This window comes from Hydrogenophaga sp. NH-16 (genome assembly GCF_004006415.1).
GTDB lineage: Bacteria > Pseudomonadota > Gammaproteobacteria > Burkholderiales > Burkholderiaceae_C > Hydrogenophaga > Hydrogenophaga pseudoflava.
Genome location: NZ_CP029344.1, coordinates 4,073,944 through 4,095,661 on the forward strand (window position 1 = coordinate 4,073,944; position 21,718 = coordinate 4,095,661).

At 62.4% G+C, this 21,718-nt stretch carries 20 protein-coding genes and 1 tRNA gene; 1 reads left to right on the forward strand and 20 read right to left on the reverse strand.

Going from position 1 to position 21,718, the window contains the following annotated elements:
* Positions 1–4 precede the first annotated feature (4 nt).
* On the forward strand, positions 5–784 hold the full coding sequence (locus DD542_RS19630) for a DUF4395 domain-containing protein (protein ID WP_127806780.1): 780 nt from the start codon (positions 5–7) through the stop codon (positions 782–784).
* Between the two features lie 72 nt (positions 785–856).
* On the opposite strand, the gene rffA is transcribed toward DD542_RS19630, so the two are convergent.
* From rffA to DD542_RS19735, 20 genes are all read right to left on the reverse strand, one after another.
* On the reverse strand, positions 857–1,984 hold the full coding sequence (rffA, locus tag DD542_RS19635; RefSeq protein WP_241559606.1) for a dTDP-4-amino-4,6-dideoxygalactose transaminase: 1,128 nt from the start codon (positions 1,982–1,984) through the stop codon (positions 857–859).
* Positions 1,923–4,151: a hypothetical protein gene (locus tag DD542_RS19640; RefSeq protein ID WP_127806782.1), complete on the reverse strand. Its 2,229-nt coding sequence runs from the start codon at positions 4,149–4,151 to the stop codon at positions 1,923–1,925. Before DD542_RS19640 ends, rffA begins: the two co-directional genes overlap by 62 nt.
* Before the next feature lie 131 nt (positions 4,152–4,282).
* Positions 4,283–5,152: a class I SAM-dependent methyltransferase gene (locus tag DD542_RS19645; protein ID WP_127806783.1), complete on the reverse strand. Its 870-nt coding sequence runs from the start codon at positions 5,150–5,152 to the stop codon at positions 4,283–4,285.
* Entirely contained in the window at positions 5,149–5,583 is a 435-nt protein-coding gene (locus DD542_RS19650; RefSeq protein WP_127806784.1) for a GtrA family protein, read from the reverse strand. Before DD542_RS19650 ends, DD542_RS19645 begins: the two co-directional genes overlap by 4 nt.
* Complete coding sequence (locus tag DD542_RS19655; RefSeq protein WP_127806785.1) at positions 5,576–6,496, reverse strand: hypothetical protein; 921 nt, start codon at positions 6,494–6,496, stop codon at positions 5,576–5,578. Before DD542_RS19655 ends, DD542_RS19650 begins: the two co-directional genes overlap by 8 nt.
* On the reverse strand, positions 6,493–7,158 hold the full coding sequence (locus DD542_RS19660) for an acetyltransferase (RefSeq protein ID WP_127806786.1): 666 nt from the start codon (positions 7,156–7,158) through the stop codon (positions 6,493–6,495). The genes DD542_RS19655 and DD542_RS19660 overlap by 4 nt, the downstream gene beginning before the upstream one ends.
* Positions 7,155–7,793, reverse strand: coding sequence for a class I SAM-dependent methyltransferase (locus tag DD542_RS19665; RefSeq protein ID WP_127806787.1), 639 nt, complete (start codon positions 7,791–7,793; stop codon positions 7,155–7,157). Before DD542_RS19665 ends, DD542_RS19660 begins: the two co-directional genes overlap by 4 nt.
* Positions 7,774–8,703 (reverse strand): glycosyltransferase family 2 protein, encoded by a 930-nt coding sequence (locus DD542_RS19670; RefSeq protein WP_127806788.1) that lies wholly within the window; start codon positions 8,701–8,703, stop codon positions 7,774–7,776. Before DD542_RS19670 ends, DD542_RS19665 begins: the two co-directional genes overlap by 20 nt.
* Positions 8,700–9,392: a WbqC family protein gene (locus DD542_RS19675; RefSeq protein ID WP_127806789.1), complete on the reverse strand. Its 693-nt coding sequence runs from the start codon at positions 9,390–9,392 to the stop codon at positions 8,700–8,702. Before DD542_RS19675 ends, DD542_RS19670 begins: the two co-directional genes overlap by 4 nt.
* Complete coding sequence (locus tag DD542_RS19680) at positions 9,389–10,954, reverse strand: hypothetical protein (protein ID WP_127806790.1); 1,566 nt, start codon at positions 10,952–10,954, stop codon at positions 9,389–9,391. The genes DD542_RS19675 and DD542_RS19680 overlap by 4 nt, the downstream gene beginning before the upstream one ends.
* Before the next feature lie 408 nt (positions 10,955–11,362).
* A complete protein-coding gene (locus tag DD542_RS19685; protein WP_127806791.1) occupies positions 11,363–12,682 on the reverse strand; it encodes a DUF3422 domain-containing protein in 1,320 nt (439 codons plus the stop codon).
* 49 nt (positions 12,683–12,731) lie between these two features.
* Positions 12,732–13,430, reverse strand: coding sequence for a HAMP domain-containing sensor histidine kinase (locus DD542_RS19690; protein WP_347232079.1), 699 nt, complete (start codon positions 13,428–13,430; stop codon positions 12,732–12,734).
* Positions 13,431–13,886: 456 nt separating this feature from the next.
* Complete coding sequence (locus DD542_RS19700) at positions 13,887–14,288, reverse strand: hypothetical protein (RefSeq protein ID WP_127806794.1); 402 nt, start codon at positions 14,286–14,288, stop codon at positions 13,887–13,889.
* Positions 14,289–14,561: 273 nt separating this feature from the next.
* Complete coding sequence (locus tag DD542_RS19705; RefSeq protein ID WP_127806795.1) at positions 14,562–14,888, reverse strand: hypothetical protein; 327 nt, start codon at positions 14,886–14,888, stop codon at positions 14,562–14,564.
* A 246-nt stretch (positions 14,889–15,134) separates the two neighbouring features.
* Positions 15,135–15,210: transfer RNA gene (locus DD542_RS19710), tRNA-Thr, on the reverse strand.
* A 24-nt stretch (positions 15,211–15,234) separates the two neighbouring features.
* Positions 15,235–16,251, reverse strand: coding sequence for a class 1 fructose-bisphosphatase (locus DD542_RS19715; protein WP_079366973.1), 1,017 nt, complete (start codon positions 16,249–16,251; stop codon positions 15,235–15,237).
* 17 nt (positions 16,252–16,268) lie between these two features.
* Entirely contained in the window at positions 16,269–18,968 is a 2,700-nt protein-coding gene (gene pepN, locus DD542_RS19720; protein ID WP_127806796.1) for an aminopeptidase N, read from the reverse strand.
* Entirely contained in the window at positions 18,955–19,617 is a 663-nt protein-coding gene (locus DD542_RS19725) for an HAD family phosphatase (protein WP_127806797.1), read from the reverse strand. Before DD542_RS19725 ends, pepN begins: the two co-directional genes overlap by 14 nt.
* Positions 19,617–20,721, reverse strand: a protein-coding gene (gene prfB / locus DD542_RS19730; protein WP_127806798.1) for a peptide chain release factor 2 whose coding sequence is annotated in 2 segments (ribosomal slippage) — positions 19,617–20,639 and positions 20,641–20,721 — 1,104 coding nt in all. Because the reading frame shifts where the segments join, the coding sequence is not laid out codon by codon here. Before prfB ends, DD542_RS19725 begins: the two co-directional genes overlap by 1 nt.
* Before the next feature lie 54 nt (positions 20,722–20,775).
* Entirely contained in the window at positions 20,776–21,693 is a 918-nt protein-coding gene (locus DD542_RS19735) for an alpha/beta hydrolase (protein ID WP_127806799.1), read from the reverse strand.
* Positions 21,694–21,718 lie beyond the last annotated feature (25 nt).

Sequence of the window (21,718 nt, forward strand, 5' to 3'; positions counted from 1 at the left end):
ATGCATGAAAAAACTTGAAAACAGCCTGTTCGCCTTCGGTGAGCAGGTCGAGGGCTACCCGGTCCGCGTCGTCAACGAGCGCATGGTCCGCGCCGCCGCCGGCCTGCTGTTCTTCCCGGCCGTGGTGTCGTTCATGCACTCCTTCCTGCTGGGCAACTTCCAGTACACGCGCCTGTTCATCATCGTGTTCCTGGTCGACATGACACTGCGCATGCTCAACCCGCGCTGGGCACCGAGCATGATCGCCGGCGGCTGGATCGTGCGCCACCAGGCACCGGAATGGGTGGGCGCGCCGCAGAAGCGCTTCGCCTGGGGCCTGGGCCTGCTGCTGGGCCTGGCCATGCTGTACCTGATGGTGTTCAACCGCTACATGGGGCCGCTGAACATGCTCATCTGCGGCAGCTGCCTGCTGCTGATGTTCTTCGAGACCGCCTTCGGCATCTGCCTGGGCTGCAAGCTCTACAACCTGTTCCACAAGGAGCAGGCCCAGCTGTGCCCGGGCGGGGTGTGCGAGCTGCCGGCGCAGAAGAAGGGCTGGGGCCTGCCGCTGCCGCAGGCGGCCGTGCTGCTGGCCTTCGCCGCCGTGCTCGTGGCGGCCAAGGGCTGGGTCGACCGCACCGGCCCGCTGCAGGGGTTCGACGACATGGCCACGCTGGAGGAGATGGGACTCAAGCCCACCCCGGGGGTCAGCGCGGAGGCCGACGCCGAACGATGCCAGGTGCCGGCTTTCGCCAAGGCGATTGGTCATGAGGCGCAATGGAAGCTGCACAACGGGTGCAGCTGAACCGCCGCCCTCCTCGAACCGCCAGTTTGACCGTGACCGGGTGTGGACTCTGGTAGAGCAACGGACCTGTTCTTAGCTCGAACGATCCCGGGCCAATCCATCGGCCACGCCCTGCAGGACCGCCACCACCCGGTCTTGTTGCGCCTCAGGCAAACCAACCCACAGCGGCAAACGAACCAGCCGCTCGGATTGCCGTTCGGTGACGTCCAGAACGCCATGCACGCGCCCGTAGTGCCGGCCGGCTGGCGATGCGTGCAGCGGAACATAGTGAAACACGGAGGAAATGCCGTTTTGCTTGAACTGCTGAAGTACGGCCTGCCGGTCCACATCCGGCGCCAGCAGCACGTAGTACATGTGGGCGTTGTGGCGACATTCGGCGGGCACGATGGGGCGCCGCAAAACACCCCTGGCTTCGAGTGGCGCAAGAAGATCGTGGTAGCGCTGCCAACTTGCCAGCCGCTGTTGGGTGATGCGATCCGCCTCTTCGAGCTGCGCCCACAGAAAGGCCGCAATCAACTCTCCGGGAAGGAACGATGAACCCACTTCCTGCCAAGTGTATTTGTCCACTTCTCCCCGGAAAAAGCGGCTGCGATCGGTCCCCTTCTCGCGTACGACCTCTGCACGCAATGCCAAAGCTGGATCATTGACCAGCAAAGCCCCCCCCTCGCCGGAGATCACGTTTTTCGTTTCATGAAAGCTGAAGGCTCCCAGATCGCCGATGCTGCCCAACGCGCGGCCCTTGTAGGTGGACATGACGCCCTGGGCGGCGTCCTCGACGATCCTCACATCGTGGCGCCTGGCCACATCCAGGATGGCGTCCATTTCGCAAGCCACCCCTGCGTAATGCACCGGAACAATCGCCCGTGTGCGCGGCGTGATGGCCGATTCCACCTGCGTCTCGTCCAGATTCAGCGTGTCTTCCCGGATATCGACAAACACCGGGACACCGCCACGCAACACAAACGCATTGGCCGTGGAGACGAAGGTGTAGGACGGCATGATGACCTCGTCGCCAGGCTGAATATCCAGCAACAAGGCCGCCATTTCCAGCGCCGCGGTGCATGAATGGGTGAGCAACCCCTTATGACATCCGGTCCGCTGCTCCAGCCAGCCATGACAGCGCTTGGTGAACGGCCCATCACCGGCCAGACTGCCATTGAAATGGGCCTCGGCAATGTAATAGAGCTCTTTGCCTGTCATGTGAGGCCAATTGAATGGGATGGTGGGGTTCACCTTTTTCATGCGCTTTCCACAGCTTGTTGTCGATATGCCTGCCAGAACCTGAAGCCCGCCAGCAGGAGCAATAAAACCAGAATGCGTGCGCCAGCCACGCATGGCGTGCAAAAGGCTTGAAATCCAGCCGCACGCGAAACGTCTCCGAGGGCAATATCACTCCCTGGAATATGCCGTTGATTTCCGCCGTTTGAGCCGAACGCCACCCTCCGCGGTTGTACACGCGTGCATGCCAGTCGCGATGGAATTTCTGACTCAACAGCAGAACGGAGGGTACCGACGGCGTGACTTCGAACTCAAGAACGTCGCCCCGATCCAGCAGCTTGTTGGGTGCATGGCGCGGCAGGCTTCGCGGATCGGGGATGCGCCACGCGTTCGCCTCCCCATCCAGCCGCGGAGGAAACACCTGCAAGGCCTCACCCATGCGAGAAACGACCTGGTAGAGACGGACGCCAGAGGACTCACCCAGCGGCGCGAGATTGTCATGCACCAGTTGGCGGGGCGACAGGATCAGGCCGATATTGCTCATCCAGAACATGGCGGCGCTGTAATCGGGTGCGATGGCTGTGTTTGAGCGCCCATAGGTTTGAACCTGACCACCCAGTGCCCGGATGAGGGCGTGATAGCGGGTGGGTGACAGGCTGTTGTAACTGTGCACCGACGCCAGCCCCACTGAGGCATTCAGGTTGGGAGGCAGCACCGACACCCCAGGCTCCACGACCGCATAGCGCGAACCGGGCGGCAGGTGGTCTCGAACCTTGTCTACCAGCGGGGAGGACGTGACGATCTGTGCCGCGTCTTGCTTCAGCATCAATGGATAGGAGGTCATGGCGATGACGGAGGCCAAGGCCAACATCACCAAGATGGGACGAAATCTAAGGTACAGCGAGACCAGCAAGGCAGCAACAGCCAGCATGCCGGTCACCACACCCCAACGGATGGAGAGCTGCTGCGCAGCAGCATAGGCCACACCAAACGAGATCACGGCCAGTGTCAGGGCACCCGCCACCAGGGCGGCGCGCGAGCGGGGCTCATGAGGGGGCCGTTTGACCATCGCGTCCACCCCGTACGCGGTGATCACGGTCAATGGCAGCAGGATGCTCCCCAGCGGAGTGCTGCGCGACAGATGGAACCCCAGGTGCTGTACGCCGAACGCGTAGAGCGGGTGAACGAACGCCAGCAGGCACAGAATCACAATGGCCAGCCACCAGCCCCAGGTGGTCCTGAGTCTTGTCAGAAGCGCTACGGCACCAAAGAAGACCACCACCAGGGTCACGCTGAGTCCAGCGTAGGCCAAGGGAAACGACGGTGTCACCGGGTGACCGAATATCTCAGGGACGGTGCCCAACACCACCAGACGCATCAGTTCGGCGAGGTCGTTGAGCGTGGGCAAAACGACAGTGAAGAATGCCGGATCGGGAGCGACCCGCGCCGATTCAGAGGCCAGAAGGGCCAGATCCCGATACACGGGAAAAGTCAACGCAGCCCCGACCAACAAGGCAGAGCTGGCCAACGCCACAAACGTCAGCACCGCCCCCCGACCGTTGCGGACCTGCCGGTGCACCAGGTAAACGCCGTACCCCCCCAGCAGATAGGCATGAAAGACCACGGGTTGAGGGTAAGCCGTCATCAACAGGCTGTAGCCGCTGAAGGCCAGCGCGCCCCAGCCCACGAGGTCCGGGCGTCTGGCCAAACGGGTGACCGCCCACAGCGCCCCGGCCGACCAGCACCACACCGCCGGGAACATGGGAAACGTCAGCCAGTACATGAGAAGCGGAGAGGTGGCCAGGCTTGTGCCAGCCACCAGTCCTGCGACAGGGGCCAGCCCCCTCTCCCTCGCAAACAACAGGACAAACAACCCGGCCATGAAACAGAAACTCAGCGATACCGTGGTCAAGAACCGCCACGGTTGATCGACCAGTTTGCCGATGATCCAGGAAGGAGGGTAGGCCGAACCAAAGCCCGAGATCTGGTAGATGGGCCGTCCGAGCTCGGTGTTTTTCGTCCACAAAGCCAGCCATCCCGATCGGGCGGCCGTCAAGTGCTCGGTGATTTCAGGAATGTAGGCGTTCGAATAATCACTGAATTTCCTGTTTTCGAGAGGCAGAAGGACAGACGCGGGAGTGGCCTCCACCCATCTCCAGGCCCTGTCGGTGCGGCGCCACAACAAAAGACCAGAACCCCGAAAACAGAATCGCAATGACCGCCACGTAGCCAATCAACGCGTTCTTGTAGGAATCCATCAAGCGCATGCAAGGGGCCGACCTATCGCTTTTCAGCAACGATCAGTCTGGACCCCCCCACTGGATAATTCAGGCCCCACCGGATGCCCGCCAACTCGATCTTCATGGCGGCGTAGAAAATCTGGTTGAGGACCACATGGACATTCAGCTCAGCGGCGGGATCAAACGTCGATGGTCGGCGCTTCTGTAGCGCTCGCGACAGCACCATGGCGGGCAGCAGCGAGGTGACGAAGGAGGTGCTCCTCAGGAGCGAAAAGCCCGCTGCCCGAACCTTGGTTTCAATGTCGAGACGGGTGTATCTGCGCACATGGCAGGCGTACTCATCGGACGCGCTCCACAGCCAGGGGTGCTGGGGCACGGAGAGCAGCAAGACCCCGCCCGGCTTCAATGCCTTGTGGAGCTGAGCCAGAACCGCCTCATCCTCCGCAATGTGCTCAAGCACATCAAAGGCCCCCACCGCGTCAAACTCCTCCACGAACGGAACATGGCGCGCGTCCATCTGCATGAACCGCGCAGAGGGCACCCGCTGGGCCGCGTGAGACAAGCCGGCTAGAAAAATCTCGCTGCCGCTCAGGGCCATCCCGGGAAGCGCCCCGGCAATCCCTGACAGTACAAAACCCGTGCCGCAGCCAACCTCGAGAAAATGTTGGGCATCGGGGCTGTAGCGACGCAGCGCCCACAGAATCAATGCGTTGCGCGCCTTGAACCAGAAATTCGCGGCCTCCGAGCGGGCCAGTTCAGCAAAGTACTCGGGCTTGAATCCCCCACCCTCGTGGGCCACTTCAGCAGCATGGGCGTCAATACCATCCAGCCTTGCGGGCCCGTACCCGCACGCAGGGCACGTCCAGCCGTCCGACGAAAAAACATGATCACATCGACGGCAGGCTTTCATGACCGAATGACTCCCTGGTCGGCTGCAGGGGGCGAAAACACGAAATAGCGAGACAAGGCAAACAGCACCAGCGCCACAACCACAATGGCCACCGCCTGGACGATCTGGTGGGGAAAGCCCAACCAGTCAACAAACAGCACCAGCAACAACAGATTCAGGAGATAGCCCGACAGTTGCGCAAGCAGGTAGCGCAGCCCCGCCGCGCCTATCTGGCCTTGGTGGTGAAAAGTCAAACGCCGATTGGCGAAGAAGCCAGTCACGGCCCCGATGGAATAGAGCGCGGTCATGGTCAACTTGGGCGCGTCCCAAAGATACGTCAAAAGAAGGTAGATCAAATAGCCGAGCAGATTGGTGAACAGGCCAACCATTGCATAACGGAACATCTGCCGAAAGACAGCGCTTCGCTCCGTCTGTTGGCGCACATCAGGCATTCAGAACCGCCAATCCAAAACCCGTTCGGCCATAACCATTGCCGTTGTAGAGCATGTACCGTTGATCTTTGTGGTCAAAAACATAGGGGTATTCAATCATCTCAGCATCCCAGCCACTATCCGAAACGGAGATGCCTGCACGCTGGACATCGAGCGTCCAATGAATACCGTCATCACTTCTGGCGTACCCGATTCGGTAGCTTTCGCCAGAACCGCTGCGATAGGAAAACCACATGTCAAGATCTCCGCGCCCGTTCCGCACCACGGTCGGCCGTGAAAAAGCCTGCGCATGCCCGAGCGCGTAGGGCACCCCCTCACCTGTCCGCGTCCACCGATGACCGTCGTCGGAACGGGCATGCCGAAGGATGTGCAGCATCTCCCCGTTGCCCGCGTCCCACGTGCGCGTGGAGCCGTACCACATATCGAAGCCGCCCGCTGCGCCGCGAAGCACCCAGGGATACGACAAACTGATCGGATCGACAGCGTCGCCGCCCATGAAGGGCTCGGCGCCATCCAGCCGGAGCGTGAGGTCGGGGTCCACAATCAGACGACCGATGTCCCCGCGCCAATGACCGCCGGCGGGTGCCTGCCACCCCATGAACAGCATGTACCGGACACCGCCCGCTTCGTAGCAATTGCCGATGCTGACGCCGTCAGCGAAAAAACTCCCGGCCGGCCCATGCTCAAAGAAGGGACGATGGTGATCCGTGACCACTTCGCGTCGAACGATGTCGATATCGACCGCGCCCACGGACGAGCGGTTGGCCTCGTCGCGCCCGCTGTAAAACACCCGATAGACGTCCCCCTGCAGGTGCACAGGCAAGGGGTTCGCGGCGTGGGTGGCCAGCTTGGGGTGTCTGCCGCTGTCGGCAGGCACGTACAGCCGACCCAGTTTTCTCCAGCCGGTGCTCATATGCCCCTCAGCCGGCTGCTGGACACCTTTGAGCGCTCCGTGGCAGCCCCGATATAGACACCCTCGGCCGCTGCGTCCGCCAGCAACAGAGCGCCAGCCCCCACCACACACCGGTCCCCGACCTTGATGTGATCGCGCAGCGTCGCGTTCACCCCGACAAAACATTGCTCGCCGATGTCCACCCCTCCGGACACGACGACATGGGACGCCATGAAAGTGTGGTCATGAATGACCGAGTGGTGCCCAATGTGGTTGCCGCTCCATAGAGTGACGTTGTGGCCGATGCTGACAAACGGTTGGATCGTGTTGTCTTCCAGAATGAAACAGTTGTCTCCGATGAGCCCGTTGTTGAGCACCGTTGCGCGAGAGCTGATGTAGCTGACAAGCTGGTAGCCCTTTTCTTTTGCAGCCAGAAATTTGGCTTTCCGGACAGCATTGAGTTTCGAATAACTCAGTGCCACGAAAAAATCGTATCGATCAGGGGGATACAGGTCCGCCACCTCTTCAAAGGCCACCACAGGCAAGCCACAGAACTCATTCGCCTGAATGTGGCTCGCATCCACGGTGAATGCAGCGACCTCATGCTCCGTGTCGGAATGAAAATAGTAATGCGCCAGCTGGGCAATATCGCCCGCACCGAATATCACCAAGGGCTTTTTCATTGTACTTTCCTCACCAGGATCGAAAACTCATACAACCCGTAGTCGTGAAGCAGGGCCACCTGACGAGAATAGCGGCGCTTGCATAAATCAAAAATTCGACACGGATCGGCGTAATACAGATAATCGCGCTTCTTGTTCTCATCGGAATAGGAAGTCAGACAATTGAAGGCGAACCCCATACGGCTGGTTCGGTCCAGAACATCCAGGGTGGATTGAAGATAGTCAAACCACTCAGCATCCGTCCGCTTCAGACGCACATTGAAAATTCCGCTGGCCACACCATAATCACCGATCACATCGGGTGCTGCCGCCGTGATGAATCGGGCGCGGCCGGGTGATGGATGCCGGGCCTCTGCGGCCTGTGTCATCTGCGCCGAGACATCCACCCCGAGGTATGAACACGCGGGGTACCGTTTCGAGAGAAAGTCAAACAGCGCACCATAACCACAGCCCAGATCGTTCAGAGAAAAGCCGGATGCATCAGGTGCAATGATCTTGCACAGCTGCTCAAACCGGACGAACTGGCTTTCTTCACCATTCCAGTCCACCCCTCGGGGGGTATCGCCATATTCCGCAAGTTTGTCGGAATAGTAACTGGCCACCTCATCGAGCAGCTCAGTCTGGTTGCTTGGCATAAATCTTCCTTACGATGGTGTACGGCCGCTGCTTGGTTTCCGAGAATATTTTCGACAGGTAAATGCCCACCACCCCGATAAAGGATATCACCATACCCCCAAGGAGCCAGATGGAGGCCATCACCGAGGTCCACCCGCTCAATGGCCTTGCAAGGACAAGCCAATGCATGACAAGGTAAGCGATGTACATCAAAGCAAACAACGAAATTGAAACCCCGATGTAAAATATGCCCACCAATGGGGCATTGCTGAATGAGGTCACCGAATTGACCAGCAAGGCCATTTTTCGACGGAAGGTGTACGTGGTTTCGCTGGATTTGTGTTTTTTGATGGGGTGAGGACGCTGGTCAAACCCGGTGGTATGCCACAGCCCCGCCATGAACACCTCACGTTCTTCGTGACGCAAAAGCGCATCCACATACCGGCGGGTCATCAACCGGGCGGTGACGATGTTTTCTGGCAATGCCAAACCCGTCAGCGCCTTGAAAAAGCGATAGAACCAGCGGCCACTCCAGCGCTCGAACCAGTCTCCCTTTCGGGACTCCTGGACGCCGTACACCACATCGCAGCCCTCCCGGCTCATCTGCGCGTCGAAGTTCAGCAGCCACTCGGGCTCTTCTTCGAGGTCGCTGTCGATCAGAAAGACGCGTGCACCTTTCGCATGGGCCAAACCCGTCATCATGGCTTTGTGGTGGCCGAAATTGCGTGACAGGTCGACCACAACAACATGGGCGTCGCTTTCGGCCAGCCGAATCACCTGCTCCAAACTCGTGTCGGGTGAGCCATCGTTGACGAAAACGATTTCATGGTCTTCCCCCACCAGATGCCGCGCCGCCGCACTGGCTCTCCGATAGAACTCATCGACGTACGCAGCGGACTGATACAGGGTGGCAACAATCGAAAGCTTCATGCGACATACCTCATATAACGAGGTGCGTCCTTGCCGCAATTGAACAACAGGTCCAGGACAGTGACGCCATGTGAAAAATCGCCCCACAATTGTGGGTACTCGGGATAGCCTGCGTAGTCGAACCATGTGAGCCGGATCCCCAGATTCGAAAAGATCGTTTCGTCCACATAGTCTTTGGCCGCAGGGCCCGAAATGTACTCGGTCGCACCGGCCTGCATGCAGAGATCCGCAAGGCGTTCGGTTTTTCCATCGACCATCGTGTAATCCCACGAATGTGTGATCGCCGTCCTGATTCCCAGATAGCGGCAGACGGCTTCGATGAAACGGTGATTCATTCGCGACAGATGGGTGAAGGTCTCCTCGAAATAGATGGGTTTCAGCCATTCAGCAATGTCCGAAAAATGGGGCGCACGACGATAGTTCTGCTCCAGCGCCTTCCAATGCGCCGCCGCCCAGTCAACACCGTCTATCTCCGTGTCGCGGATTTTTTGATGGTATTTTCCCTTCACCAGCACGGGAACCGTCAGCCATTGAACGCCTTGCGGGGTCTTGATCTGGTTTCGGTTGCGCCAGTCGCGTCGCGTGTACTGCATGTCGTCGTAGAGGATGAATTCATCCACGGCGGCAATCATGTCAAAGTAGCCCTTCCACGGAATGTAGTTGGACTGAAGGATGGCAACCTTTTTCATTTTCCCGCACCTTTCGCTCTGTATACTTGACAAATTGGATTGCCAACACGCGGCATCGATTCAAAATTGCTCAAAATATATTCATAGATCAATGGGTGCGTCTTCTGGAATCGCAAATCCTGACGACCATCCAGGGGAGTATCCACCACTACCGCAAATCTCGGATTCGATTTCCGGATGCGTTCTATTTCCTTTTTTTCGAAGTCCGCAGAACGGGGAAAGAGCGCATAGATTTCCCACATCGGAGAAGGACGCTCTAGCAACGCATACGCACCTGGCCAGAACGGGACCACAAGAAATGGCTGTCCATCGGGGGCAAATTGCTCGGACAGTTGACGAAGCATGGCCACTTCATTCGCCGTACCGGGATCGATCTGGAGTGTGTCCCCGGCAATGTCGATGTCGACACACGCCGCGGGTTCGAGACATTGCCAACCTGGATGAGACGGATGCGCCACGCCCCAGCTGGCGGCGCAAAGGGTGAGGGCAATGGGCCATTGGACCCAGGCCCGCGCCGTTGACAACATCACCAAGCTTCCGATCAGCAGCGGGAAGATGCCTTGTGCGAGATGCCCGGGATCGGCGCGCGAAAAAGCATAGTGCGCGTAGGGTAGCGCCAGGAATGCGGACGCCACCAGCGCCGGAGCGACCTGTAGGCCTTTCAGTTGGCGGTACACCACCCACACCACGGACATTCCACCAAGCGCCAGCACGCCCATAAAGAACAGTCCGGTCAGCACGCCACGAACCGCCTCGCCAGCGGAGACCGTGGAGAACGTCACTGTCCACGGCCAAGGCACAGGCAATGGCAAATTCGTGGCCTTTTGCTCAAATAGAAGACGCACGCTGCTCCAGAAGGCACCGGCGAAGTCCGGGACCAGGAGTGCCATGAAAACAATCGGGAGATAACCGATCAGGATCCCAACCACCCACAGCGCGAGCCTCTTCAAGAAGGGCGTCTCCATGCTTCTGTTCAAGGACAACCAGACGATGACCCCCAGGCCTGCGACGGCACCGTACACGCCATGGTTGCGCCCGAAAACGGCGACCACACCGAGACAAACACCAGCGATCAAGTGGTTCTGGAGCGTGGGACGCCCAACGAGACCGGTCAGGACTCCCATCAGCATGATCGACAACGAGATGTCAAACAGCTTGTGTCTCGGAAACATCCAGAGCACAAGGATGACGGCCGACACCGCCCAAAAAAACAGCCGGTCCTTGCGTTCACGGTTCCCGGACCGCACCACCAGCCACATGCCGGTGAACAGCCCCAGCACCTGAAACACGGCAACAGCCGCCCGCACGCCCATGATGCCGTTGTCGCCCGTCACAGCCAGAAAAGCCGCTGACCAGTAGTAGCGACCAGGATCGTAGGCCATGAAGTCACGGATGGGTACTTCGCCCAGCGACACCCGCTGGACGCCGTACCAAAGAAACCCTTCATCCCAAAGGCTGAACCCCTTGTGTCCCTGCCAGGCGAACGACAACGACACCACCAGGCACGACATCAACAGGATCTTTAAGGAAAGGTATCCAATCGTTTGTGATTTTGGATTCATGCTGACCGCAAGAGGGAAAGACGGCTGGGCTGACGCATCAGAGAATTGCGGTGCGCCCCCTTTGGAAGCATTTTCCCATCGACCTCACACGGCGCCGCGACGGCCAAGGTCCAGACGGTTGTCGGCCAGAAGCTGGTAACGCCGCATCTCCAGTTTGGTGGGTGCCGGCTTTCTCCTAATACCCGCCCCGCGCATTCGAAGGCAGAGCCGTGGCTGAGCAAGCCGTTCTTCCAGCGGCCATCCCCCCATTCCAACGCCAGCTTGCCCGTGGCTTTGCACGTTGCCCGGGCGCGAAATTGACCACCAAAGGCGTGCCCACGCAGAGCGCGGTTGCCCACTGCAGATAGATGCGACGATGGGCGCCAGGCTAGAACCGGCGAGCGGTCGTTGGCTCAGACCACAGTGGCCTCAATGATCCGCGTGCAACTTCTCGTGGATCTTCTTCGTCGTCCACCAGACCGACCACAGCACCACCGGAATCGCCGCGCCGGCCAGCAGCTCCGGCTTGACCGGCAGGCCCATTTCCTTGCCCGCCTTGCCCAGGTAGAGGATCAGGCTGATCACGTAGTACGAGATGGCCGCGATCGACAGACCTTCCACCGTGCTCTGCAGGCGCAGCTGCAGTTCCTGGCCCCGGGTCAGCTTGGCCAGCAGCTGCTGGTTCTGCACCTCGGTGGCGATGTCCACCCGCGTGCGCAGCAGGGCGCTGGTGCGGGTGATGCGCTCGGACAGCGAGGCCAGGCGCTGCGCGGTGGCCTGCACCGTGGCCATGGCCGGTGACAGCCGGCGCTGCATGAACTCGCCAATCGTCTGGGTGCCCGGCACCGGCTGCTCGCGCAGTTCGGCGATGCGCTGCGCCACCAGGCCGTCGTAGGCCCGCGTGGCCGAGAAGCGGTAGGCGTGCTCCGCGATGGCGCGCTCCACACCCGCGGCCAGCGACACCAGGGTGTCGAGCAGGCTCTGGTCGGTGGCGCTCTTGCTCTCCAGGTGGGCGGTGATGTCGGCCAACTGCGCCTCGCAGCGCGAGAGAAACGGGCCGAGCTGCTTGGCCACCGGCAGGCCGCGCAGCGCCAGCAGGCGGTAGGTCTCGATCTCCAGCAGGCGCTGCGAGATGCGGCCGGCCCGGGTTTCGGTGGTGTCGGGCGGCGCCACCACCAGGATGCGTTCGTAGCCCGACTCGCGCAGCATCAGGTCGGTGATCACCATGGAGTGGGACTGGTTGCCCATGAGCGAGGCCACCACCGTGTGCTCGCCCAGCCAGGTGCGGCCCTGCGCCAGGGCCTCGTGCGGGTCCGCCAGGTCGCCGTGCAGCATCACCAGCTTGATGGCGGCGATCGTGCGCCCAGGGATGCCGGCCAGCCAGTCGGCCGGCAGCACGATGTGCGAGAGCAGCTCAGGGTCGCGGGCGCCCAGCTGCGCGCCTTCGGGCAGCGGCTGCACCAGCGAATAGCGGGTGAATTCGGTGTGGCGTTCCCACTTGAGCGTGTAGCCCGGCAGCCGCAGGCGCAGAAAGCTGCCACTGAGCTGCTCGGCCTGCAGGTCCTGCTGGCCCGGCAGGCGGCGCAGGTGCGCCAGCTCCTGCTCACGGCTCACGCCGTCGTTGGTCACGGCGATGAACACCACCAGCGCCGGCAGCCGGATGCGCGCCGGCGGGCGGGCGTGCACCTCGTTGTGCAGCATCTCGCGCAGGGGGTCGTTGATCGGCAGCAGGGGTTGGGCGGTGTCCATGGCGCGATTGTGCCGAAACCCCTCTGTCACCCGGGTCGGCACAGGCGGCTCAGCCCCGGGTCTGCGGCGGTCTGGGCAGCGACACCACGAACCGCGCACCCTCGTTGGGGCGGGCGTGGAAGCCGATCTGCCCGCCGTGCCGCCGGACGATGCCCAGGGCGTTCGCCAGACCAATGCCGTGCCCGGGGTAGTCGCTCTCGGCATGCAGCCGCTGGAACACGCCGAACAGACGGTCGGCGTGCTTCATGTCGAACCCGATGCCGTTGTCCTCGACCGCGATCTCGTCCATGTCGATGCCCGCGCTGCAGGTGACCGAAACCCGCGGGCTGGGGTGCTTGCTGCTGTACTTGATCGCGTTGCCCAGCAGGTTCTGGAACACGATGCGGATGAGCGCCGGATCGGCCCACACCCTCGCCTCGTCAGGCCACTCCAGCCGCGGCGGCCGGTCGGCGCCGCCCACCAGCTGGGCGGCGATGTCCGCGAGCAGCACCGGCAGGTCGACCCACTGGCAACGGGGCTCGGCCTGGCGGTTGCTCGAGTAGTCGAGCAGCGCCTCCATCATGACCGCCATCTTCGACCCCGCCTGCAGCACGGCCTCGACACAGCTTCGGGCTTCGGGGTCCTGGCCGACGCTGTCCAGTCCGAGCATCAGCTCGCCGTAGCCCATCATGTGCCGCAGGGGCGTGCGCAGGTCGTGCGAAATGGAGTAGGCAAACGAGGCCAGCTGCCGGTTGCGCCTGCAGCGCAGCTTCGAGCGGGACCAGACGCTCTACGACTGGATGCACTACATCGCGCTGATCGAGCGCAAGTCCCACCGGTCGAGTACCGTGTCAAACTGTTCCCCAACCTCTACTTCTGACTGGCTCAGGAATTCGAGGAGACTTCAGCACTGCCTTGGCTTGGCCTACTGCAGTCAACGGGAATCAGCGAGTGATCGGGCCGCACGACGTGCGAACAAAATTCGGGACCGCTTGGGTTGGGTCCGCGGCATCTTGAACATGCCCAGCGAACGCCCGAAAGGAATGCACTTGAAGACCTACCTGCGTTTAGTGCTGGAGCACACAAACAGCACGAATGCTGCATTGAGTGGGTGGAAAAGACAGCTTGGCTCCATAGAGGATCGGCTTCGTAAGACTAAGCAGTAGGCCGTCCGAATTGGTCGCATGTCGTAGGTAGGAGCATTACGACTTCAGTTTTTGATGACTCAATCGTAGTGATCTCCCAGCGAAAGCCGGAATGTCCGCTTCTCGCATCGGGGACAGGTATGCCATCTATCGAGAATGGTGACAGTGCCATCTTCGGCAAGCACGCGACTGTTTCGATGAAAGCCTTTTTCGAAAAGCTCGGAGTCCTTGAGCTTGCCATATTGCAAGCGTGTCAGCCAGTCATTGGGTAGCTGTTTGGTCGCGGTGGCATAGCTTTCCACTTGTGTGGACGAGCATTCCGGACAGACCAATTCGCCCCACACATTGACTGTCACAAACGCCTTGCAGGCCAGACACCTGTGCGGGACAGGCAACTCCGTCAGGTAGTTGGTTCGCACTCCACCTAGGATGGCCGAGCCAGTGAAGCCGCAATCGCAATTGCCCAACAACTCTTCAGCCATAAAAACCTCGCCTACTGTTACTGTGAAAGGGCGGAACTGTCAGGGACGTGGCTGTACTGGTTTTGGCCGGTCGCTAACAAAGTGCTCCCCACTGTGAAAGTAGATCCTACGCGTGGCACAACTTGGACGGCGCGTGACGCGGCTCGAAGCCACTCAAAACAAGGAGGACCGTCGTCTATTCTCTGATGCCGAACTGGCCGTGCTGTTGGCCGCACCCGACCCGAGAGTTGCAGAATTTGAAAGGGTCTTGGCCCAAGGGACTCTCAAATGAAGTCACTGTTGGCCAAATGCGTCGGCGCAGGTGGCGCCGTCGAACGGCGGCTTGTTGTACAGGCACCGACAAGCTGCCGCTATTGAGGCCGCAGCCGGCTGAAACTGTGTAGATGCAGCTAACTTGATGATGCACGCGTTGCCATCCTTGTAGCCAAAAAGCCCTCGACCGGACCCCATCTTGACGCCACGGTAAAGAGATGGGTTTTCAGCGCTGCAAGACTGAAATACTGCAGCGTTGGTGGCGGCGTTGCTGGACCCAGGCATCTTTTCAAGGATGCAGCTTGCGAAGTTGCCCGCTTGGACGACTGTTGAAGTCAGCGCGGCCACTGCAAGAGTAAGAATGCGACCCGTTTGGCGTATCCGTGGTAGCGAAGGTTGTCTCTTTTGCTCTTGTGACAAGTGCTCTCCCTTTCTTCGGATGGTGTCTAGCCCCCTCTACGTGCTTGTGAGTATGTGAAATCTGGGCAGTTCAGTCATGCTTTTTTTTGGTTGTCTTGCCTACAGATAGCCTACAAACAACACCCAAAGAAAAACCCCGCTACCGATGTGATAGCGGGGTTCTCTTTTAGGTCTTGGTGCCGGAGAGAGGAGTCGAACCCCCGACCTTCTCATTACGAATGAGCTGCTCTACCAACTGAGCTACACCGGCGAAGCCCGAGATTCTAGCAAAAACTCATTTGGCCGCTTCGGCCTCGAGGTGGTAGGCCGTGATGCGCTCGACCTCGTTCTTGGAACCCAGGATCACGCTCACGCGCTCGTGCAGCTTGGTCGGGGTGATGTCCAGGATGCGACCGTGGCCGTTGGTGGCGGCGCCACCGGCCTGTTCCACGAGCCAGCCCATGGGGTTGGCCTCGTACAGCAGGCGCAGCTTGCCCGGCTTGTCCGGGTCGCGCTTGTCCCAGGGGTACATGAAGACGCCGCCGCGGGTGAGGATGCGGTGCACATCGGCCACCATCGAGGCCACCCAGCGCATGTTGAAGTCCTTGCCGCGCGGGCCCTCCTTGCCGGCCAGGCATTCGTCCACATAGCGCTTCACCGGCGGCGCCCAGTGGCGCATGTTGCTCATGTTGATCGCGAACTCCTTGGTGTCGGCCGGGATCGTCACGTTTTCCTTGGTCAGCACGAACGAGCCCTGCTCGCGGTCCAGCGTGAACATGACCACGCCGTCGCCCACGGTCAGCACCAGCGTGGTCTGCGGGCCGTAGACGCAGTAACCGGCGGCCACCTGCTGGCTGCCCGGCTGCATGAAGTCGGCCTCGCTGACGCCCGGGCTGCCCTCGGGCTTCTTCATCACGCTGAAGATGGTGCCGATGGAGACGTTGACATCGATGTTGGACGAGCCGTCCAACGGGTCGAACATCAGCAGGTACTCGCCCTGCGGGTAGCGGTTGGGCACCAGGTAGATGCTGTCCATTTCCTCGCTGGCCATGGCCGCCAGGTGGCCGCCCCATTCGTTGGCCTCGATCAGCACCTCGTTGGCGATGATGTCCAGCTTCTTCTGGACCTCGCCCTGCACGTTCTCGGTGTCGGCCGTGCCCATGACCTCGCCGAGGTCGCCCTTGTTGACGGCCTGGCTGATGCGCTTGCAGGCGCGCGCGACCACTTCCAGCAGCAGGCGCAGGTCGCCGGGGATGTGGCCGTCGACGCGCTGCTGCTCGACGAGGTAGCGGGTGAGGGAAATGCGTTTCATGGGAGCTCCAGAGTTTTCTATTCGGCCAAGGCGCGGGTGACGACTTCGCGCACGTCGGCGCTCAGGTCGGACTTGGCGGCCACGCGGGCGATGGCCTCGCGGGCGGCGCTGCGGTAGGGTTCGGCCAGCTTCTTCCAGCGGTCCAGCGCGCGCGCCAGGCGGGCGGCGACCTGCGGGTTGATGGCGTCGAGTTCGAGCACGCGCTCGCTCCAGAACACGTAACCCGCCGCGTCGCTGCGGTGGAAGCCGGCCGGATTGGCACTGCAGAAGCTGAAGATCACGCTGCGCGCGCGGTTGGGGTTCTTCAGGTTGAAGTCGGGGTGGTTCATCAGCTGGCGCACAGCGGGCAGCACGTTGCCGCCGCGGTCGGGGGCGCCGGCCTGCAGCGCGAACCACTTGTCGATCACCAGGGCCTCGTCCTTGAACATCGCGTGGAAGCGCGCCAGCGCCTCCTGCGCCAGCGGCTGGCCGCTGACCACCAGGGCCGACAGCGCGTTGAAGCGGTCGGTCATGTTGCCCGCGTCCTTGAAGCGCTGGTAGGCCTTGCCGGGCCAGACGGTGTCGCCGGTCTCGCGCGCTGCGATGCAGAGCATGGTCAGCGCCATGCCCGCCAGGGCGCGGCGGCCGCTGCTGAGCGGGTCGGGCCGGTAGGCGCCGTTGTCCTTGTGCTGTTCATAGGCCCAGGCCCAGTCGGCCTGCAGCGCTTGGGCCAGCTGCTCGCGCATGGTTTCGCGCACCGCGTGGATGCGCTGCGGATCGACCACGTCCAGCTGCTCGGCGATGTAGGTTTCGGCCGGCAGGGTCAGCACGAGCTCCTTGAGCGCGGCGTCCAGCGTGGGGTGGCGCAGCACGGCGCGCATCGCGTCGACGAAGGCCTCGTCCAGCGGGGCGGGACTCACCGGGCCCTCGGCGCGCACCGCCTGCACCGCGCGGCGCAAGGCCAGCTGCTGGCCGGCTTCCCAGCGGTTGAAGGCGTCGCTGTCGTGGGCCAGCAGGTGCAGCAGCTGGTCGTCGGTCAGACCGTTGTCGACGATCACCGGCGCAGAGAAGCCGCGCAGCAGGGACGGCACCGGCTCGGCGTCGATGTCCTCGAAGACGAAGCTTTCGCTGGCCTGGGTGAGCACCAGCAGGCGGGTGCCGCCGGTGGCCTGCGATTCGCCCTGCAGCCGCAGCGCCAGGTCCTGGCCCTGGGCGTCGATCAGGCCGAGCGCGACCGGGATCACGAAGGGCTGTTTCTCGCTCTGGCCCGGTGTGGCCGGGCAGCTCTGGCTGAGCGTGAGGGTGTAGCGGCGCTCGGCTGCGTCGTAGTGGCCGCTGGCCTGCAGCCGCGGCGTGCCCGACTGGCTGTACCAGCGCTTGAACGGCACGAGCTGGCGCGCCAGTTCGCTGTCGGGGTTGGCGTCGGCAATCGCCTGGGCGAAGTCGTCGCAGGTGACGGCCTGGCCGTCGTGGCGCTGGAAGTACAGGTCCATGCCCTTGCGGAAACCGTCGCGCCCCACCAGGGTCTGCATCATGCGCACGACCTCGGCACCCTTTTCGTACACCGTGACGGTGTAGAAGTTGTTGATCTCCACGTACTGGTCGGGCCGCACCGGGTGGGCCATCGGACCGGCGTCCTCGGGGAACTGCATGGTGCGCAGCACGCGCACGTCCTCGATGCGCTTGACCGCGCGCGCCGAAGGCTCGGCGCACAGATCCATGCTGAACTCCTGGTCGCGGAAGACGGTCAGGCCTTCCTTGAGCGAGAGCTGGAACCAGTCGCGGCAGGTGATGCGGTTGCCGGTCCAGTTGTGGAAGTACTCGTGGCCGACCACCGATTCGATGTTGGCGAAGTCGGTGTCGGTGGCGGTGGCGCTGTTGGCCAGGACGTACTTCGTGTTGAAGATGTTCAGGCCCTTGTTCTCCATCGCGCCCATGTTGAAGTCGCTGGTGGCGACGATCATGAAGCGCTCCAGGTCCAGCGGCAGGCCGAAGCGGGCCTCGTCCCAGATCACGCTGGAGATCAGCGAGTTCATGGCGTGCTCGGTCTTGTCCATGTCGCCGGGGCGCACGTAGACCTGCAGCAGATGTTCCTTGCCGGCGCGGGTGACGATGCGCTGCTCGCGCGAGATCAGGCGGCCGGCCACCAGCGCAAACAGGTAGGACGGCTTGCGGTGCGGGTCGACCCACTTCGCGAAGTGGCGGTTGTCGGGCAGTTCACCCTGCTCGACCAGGTTGCCGTTGGACAGCAGGACGGGGTATTTGTCCTTGTCGGCGCGCAGCGTCACGGTGTAGCTGGCCATCACGTCGGGACGGTCCAGGAAGTAGGTGATGCGGCGGAAGCCCTCGGCCTCGCACTGGGTGAAGAAGTCGCCCTGGCTGAGGTACAGGCCCGAGAGCTGGGTGTTCTTCTCGGGCGAGCAGGTGGTGAAGATCTCCAGCTCAAAGGGCTCCGGCCCTTCGGGCAGGCTGCCCAGCACCAGGGCGTCGCCGTCCATCTTGAACGAGCAGCCGCCGCCATTGAGCACCACACGGGCGAGGTTCAGGTCCTCGCCATCCAGGCGCAGGGGTTGCGCCGGCACCTCGGTGTTGCGGCGCAGGACCATCTTGTTGAGCACACGGGTCTTGACCGGGTCGAGGTCGAAGCTGAGCTCGATGCGGTCGATCCAGAACGGGGGCGGGGTGTAGTCTTCGCGACGGATCACCATCGCAGGGCCGGTGGCCTCACGCAGTTGCATGGACGGTCTCCAGAAAACGGTTGTGGATCAGGGTCTGGTAGTCGGGAACACGGGCCAGCACATGGGGCCCGACGAGTTCGTCGGCGGCGTGCGAGCTGCAGATGCCCACGGCGCGCATGCCGGCGCGGCGCGCGGCCTCGATGCCCAGTGGTGCATCTTCAAAGACGATGCAGTGTTCGGGCTGCACGCCGAGCCGGCGCGCCACCTCCAGGAAGATCGCGGGTTCGGGCTTGCCGGGCAGGCCTTCGTCACCGCCCACGGTGGGCAGGGTTTGGCCCAGCGCCAGGTGCCGGTAGGCGAAGGCCTGGTTGTGGCGGTCGCCGGCCGTTCCCACACCCACCGCCAGACCGCGCGACTGCGCCTGGCCGAGGAAGGCCTTGAAGCCGGCGATCTCGGCGAACACGGGGGCGAACAGCTCGCGGTAGATGCCTTCTTTCTCGTCGACATAGGCCTGCGCCTGTTCGGTCGGCAGGCCGCCGAACAGCTCGACCATGCATTCGATGCCGGTGCGGCCGGTGGTGCGGCGCATCAGGTCGGGCACGTCGATGTCCAGGCCGCGGCGTTCGCAGAACGCGACCCAGCTCTTCTGGTGCCACGGCATCGAATCGATCATCGTGCCGTCCATGTCGAAGATCAGCGCGCCGACCATCACACGCCCTGCTTGAGCGAGGCTTCGATGAACGGGTCCAGGTCGCCGTCGAGCACCTTCTGCGTGGCCGAGATTTCGACGTTGGTGCGCAGGTCCTTGATGCGGCTGTTGTCCAGCACGTAGCTGCGGATCTGGTGGCCCCAGCCCACGTCGGTCTTGGTGTCTTCCAGCTTCTGCTGCTCTTCCTGGCGCTTGCGCATCTCGTGGTCGTACAGGCGCGAGCGCAGGCGCTGCCAGGCGACGTCGCGGTTGCTGTGCTGGCTGCGGCCGTCCTGGCACTGCACCACGATGCCGGTCGGAATGTGCGTCAGGCGCACGGCCGAGTCGGTCTTGTTGATGTGCTGGCCGCCGGCGCCGGAGGCGCGGAAGGTGTCCACCCGCACGTCGGCGGGGTTGATATCGATCTGGATCGAGTCGTCGATCTCGGGGTAGACGAACAGCGAGGCGAACGAGGTGTGGCGGCCGCCCGAGCTGTCGAACGGGCTCTTGCGCACCAGGCGGTGCACGCCGGTCTCGGTGCGCAGCAGGCCGTAGGCGTATTCGCCCTCGACCTTGATGGTGGCGCTCTTGATGCCGGCGGTGTCGCCCGGGGTCTCGTCCTCGACCGTGGTCTTGAAGCCCTTGCGTTCGGCGTATTTGAGGTACTGGCGCAGCAGCATGCTGGCCCAGTCGCAGGCTTCGGTGCCGCCCGCGCCGGCCTGGATGTCCACAAAGCAGTTCAGCGGGTCGGCCGGGTTGTTGAACATGCGGCGGAACTCGAGCTTCTCGACCTCGGCCTGCACGTTCTTCGCCTCGCCTTCGATGGTCTCCAGCCCGGTGTCGTCACCCTCGGCCTCGGACATCTCGAACAGTTCGCTGTTGTCGGCCAGCTCGCTGGAGAGGCGGTCAAGCACGACCACCACGTCTTCCAGCGATTTCTTTTCCTTGCCCAGCTCCTGGGCGCGTTTGGGGTTGTCCCAGACGGTGGGGTCTTCCAGCGCGCTGGTGACCTCCGACAACTTCAATGCCTTGGCATCGTAGTCAAAGATACCTCCGGAGCTCGACCACGCGTGCGCTGAGGTCGGCCAGTTGATTGCGGATGGCGTTGGTGCGTTCGGCTTCCATGGTGTGTTCTCGCTGTCGGTGGCGCGGGGCAGCCCCGCGAAACCCGCGATTTTCTCACGCCAGGAAGTTTTCGATCAGCTGTGCCAGTTCTTCCGGCTGGTCGTGGTGCAGCATGTGGCCCGCGTTGTCGATGTGCGCCTCGGTGAGCCGGGGCACATGGCGCAGGCGCTCGCGGTACTGCTCCAGCGTGAAGCGGCCCTTCCACCACTGGCCCAGGCTGTCGTCGCTGGCCGTCACCGAGAGCACCGGCGCGCTGATCCGCTCGTACAGGGCCAGCGCCTCGGGCACCTGGTAGAGGTGGGCGTTGACCACTTTGTGCGCCGCGTCGCCGAGGATGGTCCAGCGGCCCTGGGCGTCCGGCGCGGCCCACTGGCGGGCCAGCCAGTCCGCCTTGTCTTGCGTCAGGCGCGGGTTGGTCTTCATCAGCCGCCGCGCCACGCCTTCGGCGCTGTCGTAGGACTTGAGGTCCATCTCGCCGCGGTGCAGTGCCTTGAGCTCGTCGATCCACTGCGCGTAGCGGCTCGGTGCCTGCGCCGGGCGCGTTTCGGGCATGCCGAAGCCTTCGAGGTTGATCAGGCGGCGGATGCGCTCGGGCCGCACGCCCGCGTACATCATGGCGACGTTGCCGCCCATGCTGTGACCGACCAGATCCACCGCCTGGCCGGGCGCGATCGCGTCGAGCAGGAAGTCCAGATCGGCCAGGTAGTCGGGGAACCAGAAGTTGTCGGCCGGAGGTCCGTCGCCGATGCCCGATTTCGTGAGGCCGTAGCCGCGCCAGTCGGGCGCCACGATCCAGCGCGGTGTGCGCAGCGCGTCCACCATGAACTGCCACGAGGCCGCGACGTCCATCCAGCCATGCACCAGCACCAGCGGCGGTTCACCGGCCACCGGTGTGCCCCATTCGCGCACGTGGTAGGACAGGTGGCGCACGGGCACGAAGCGGCTGCGGGAGGCGTTCAGGGCTTGATACATTCGATCCATCATAAGGAACGAGACG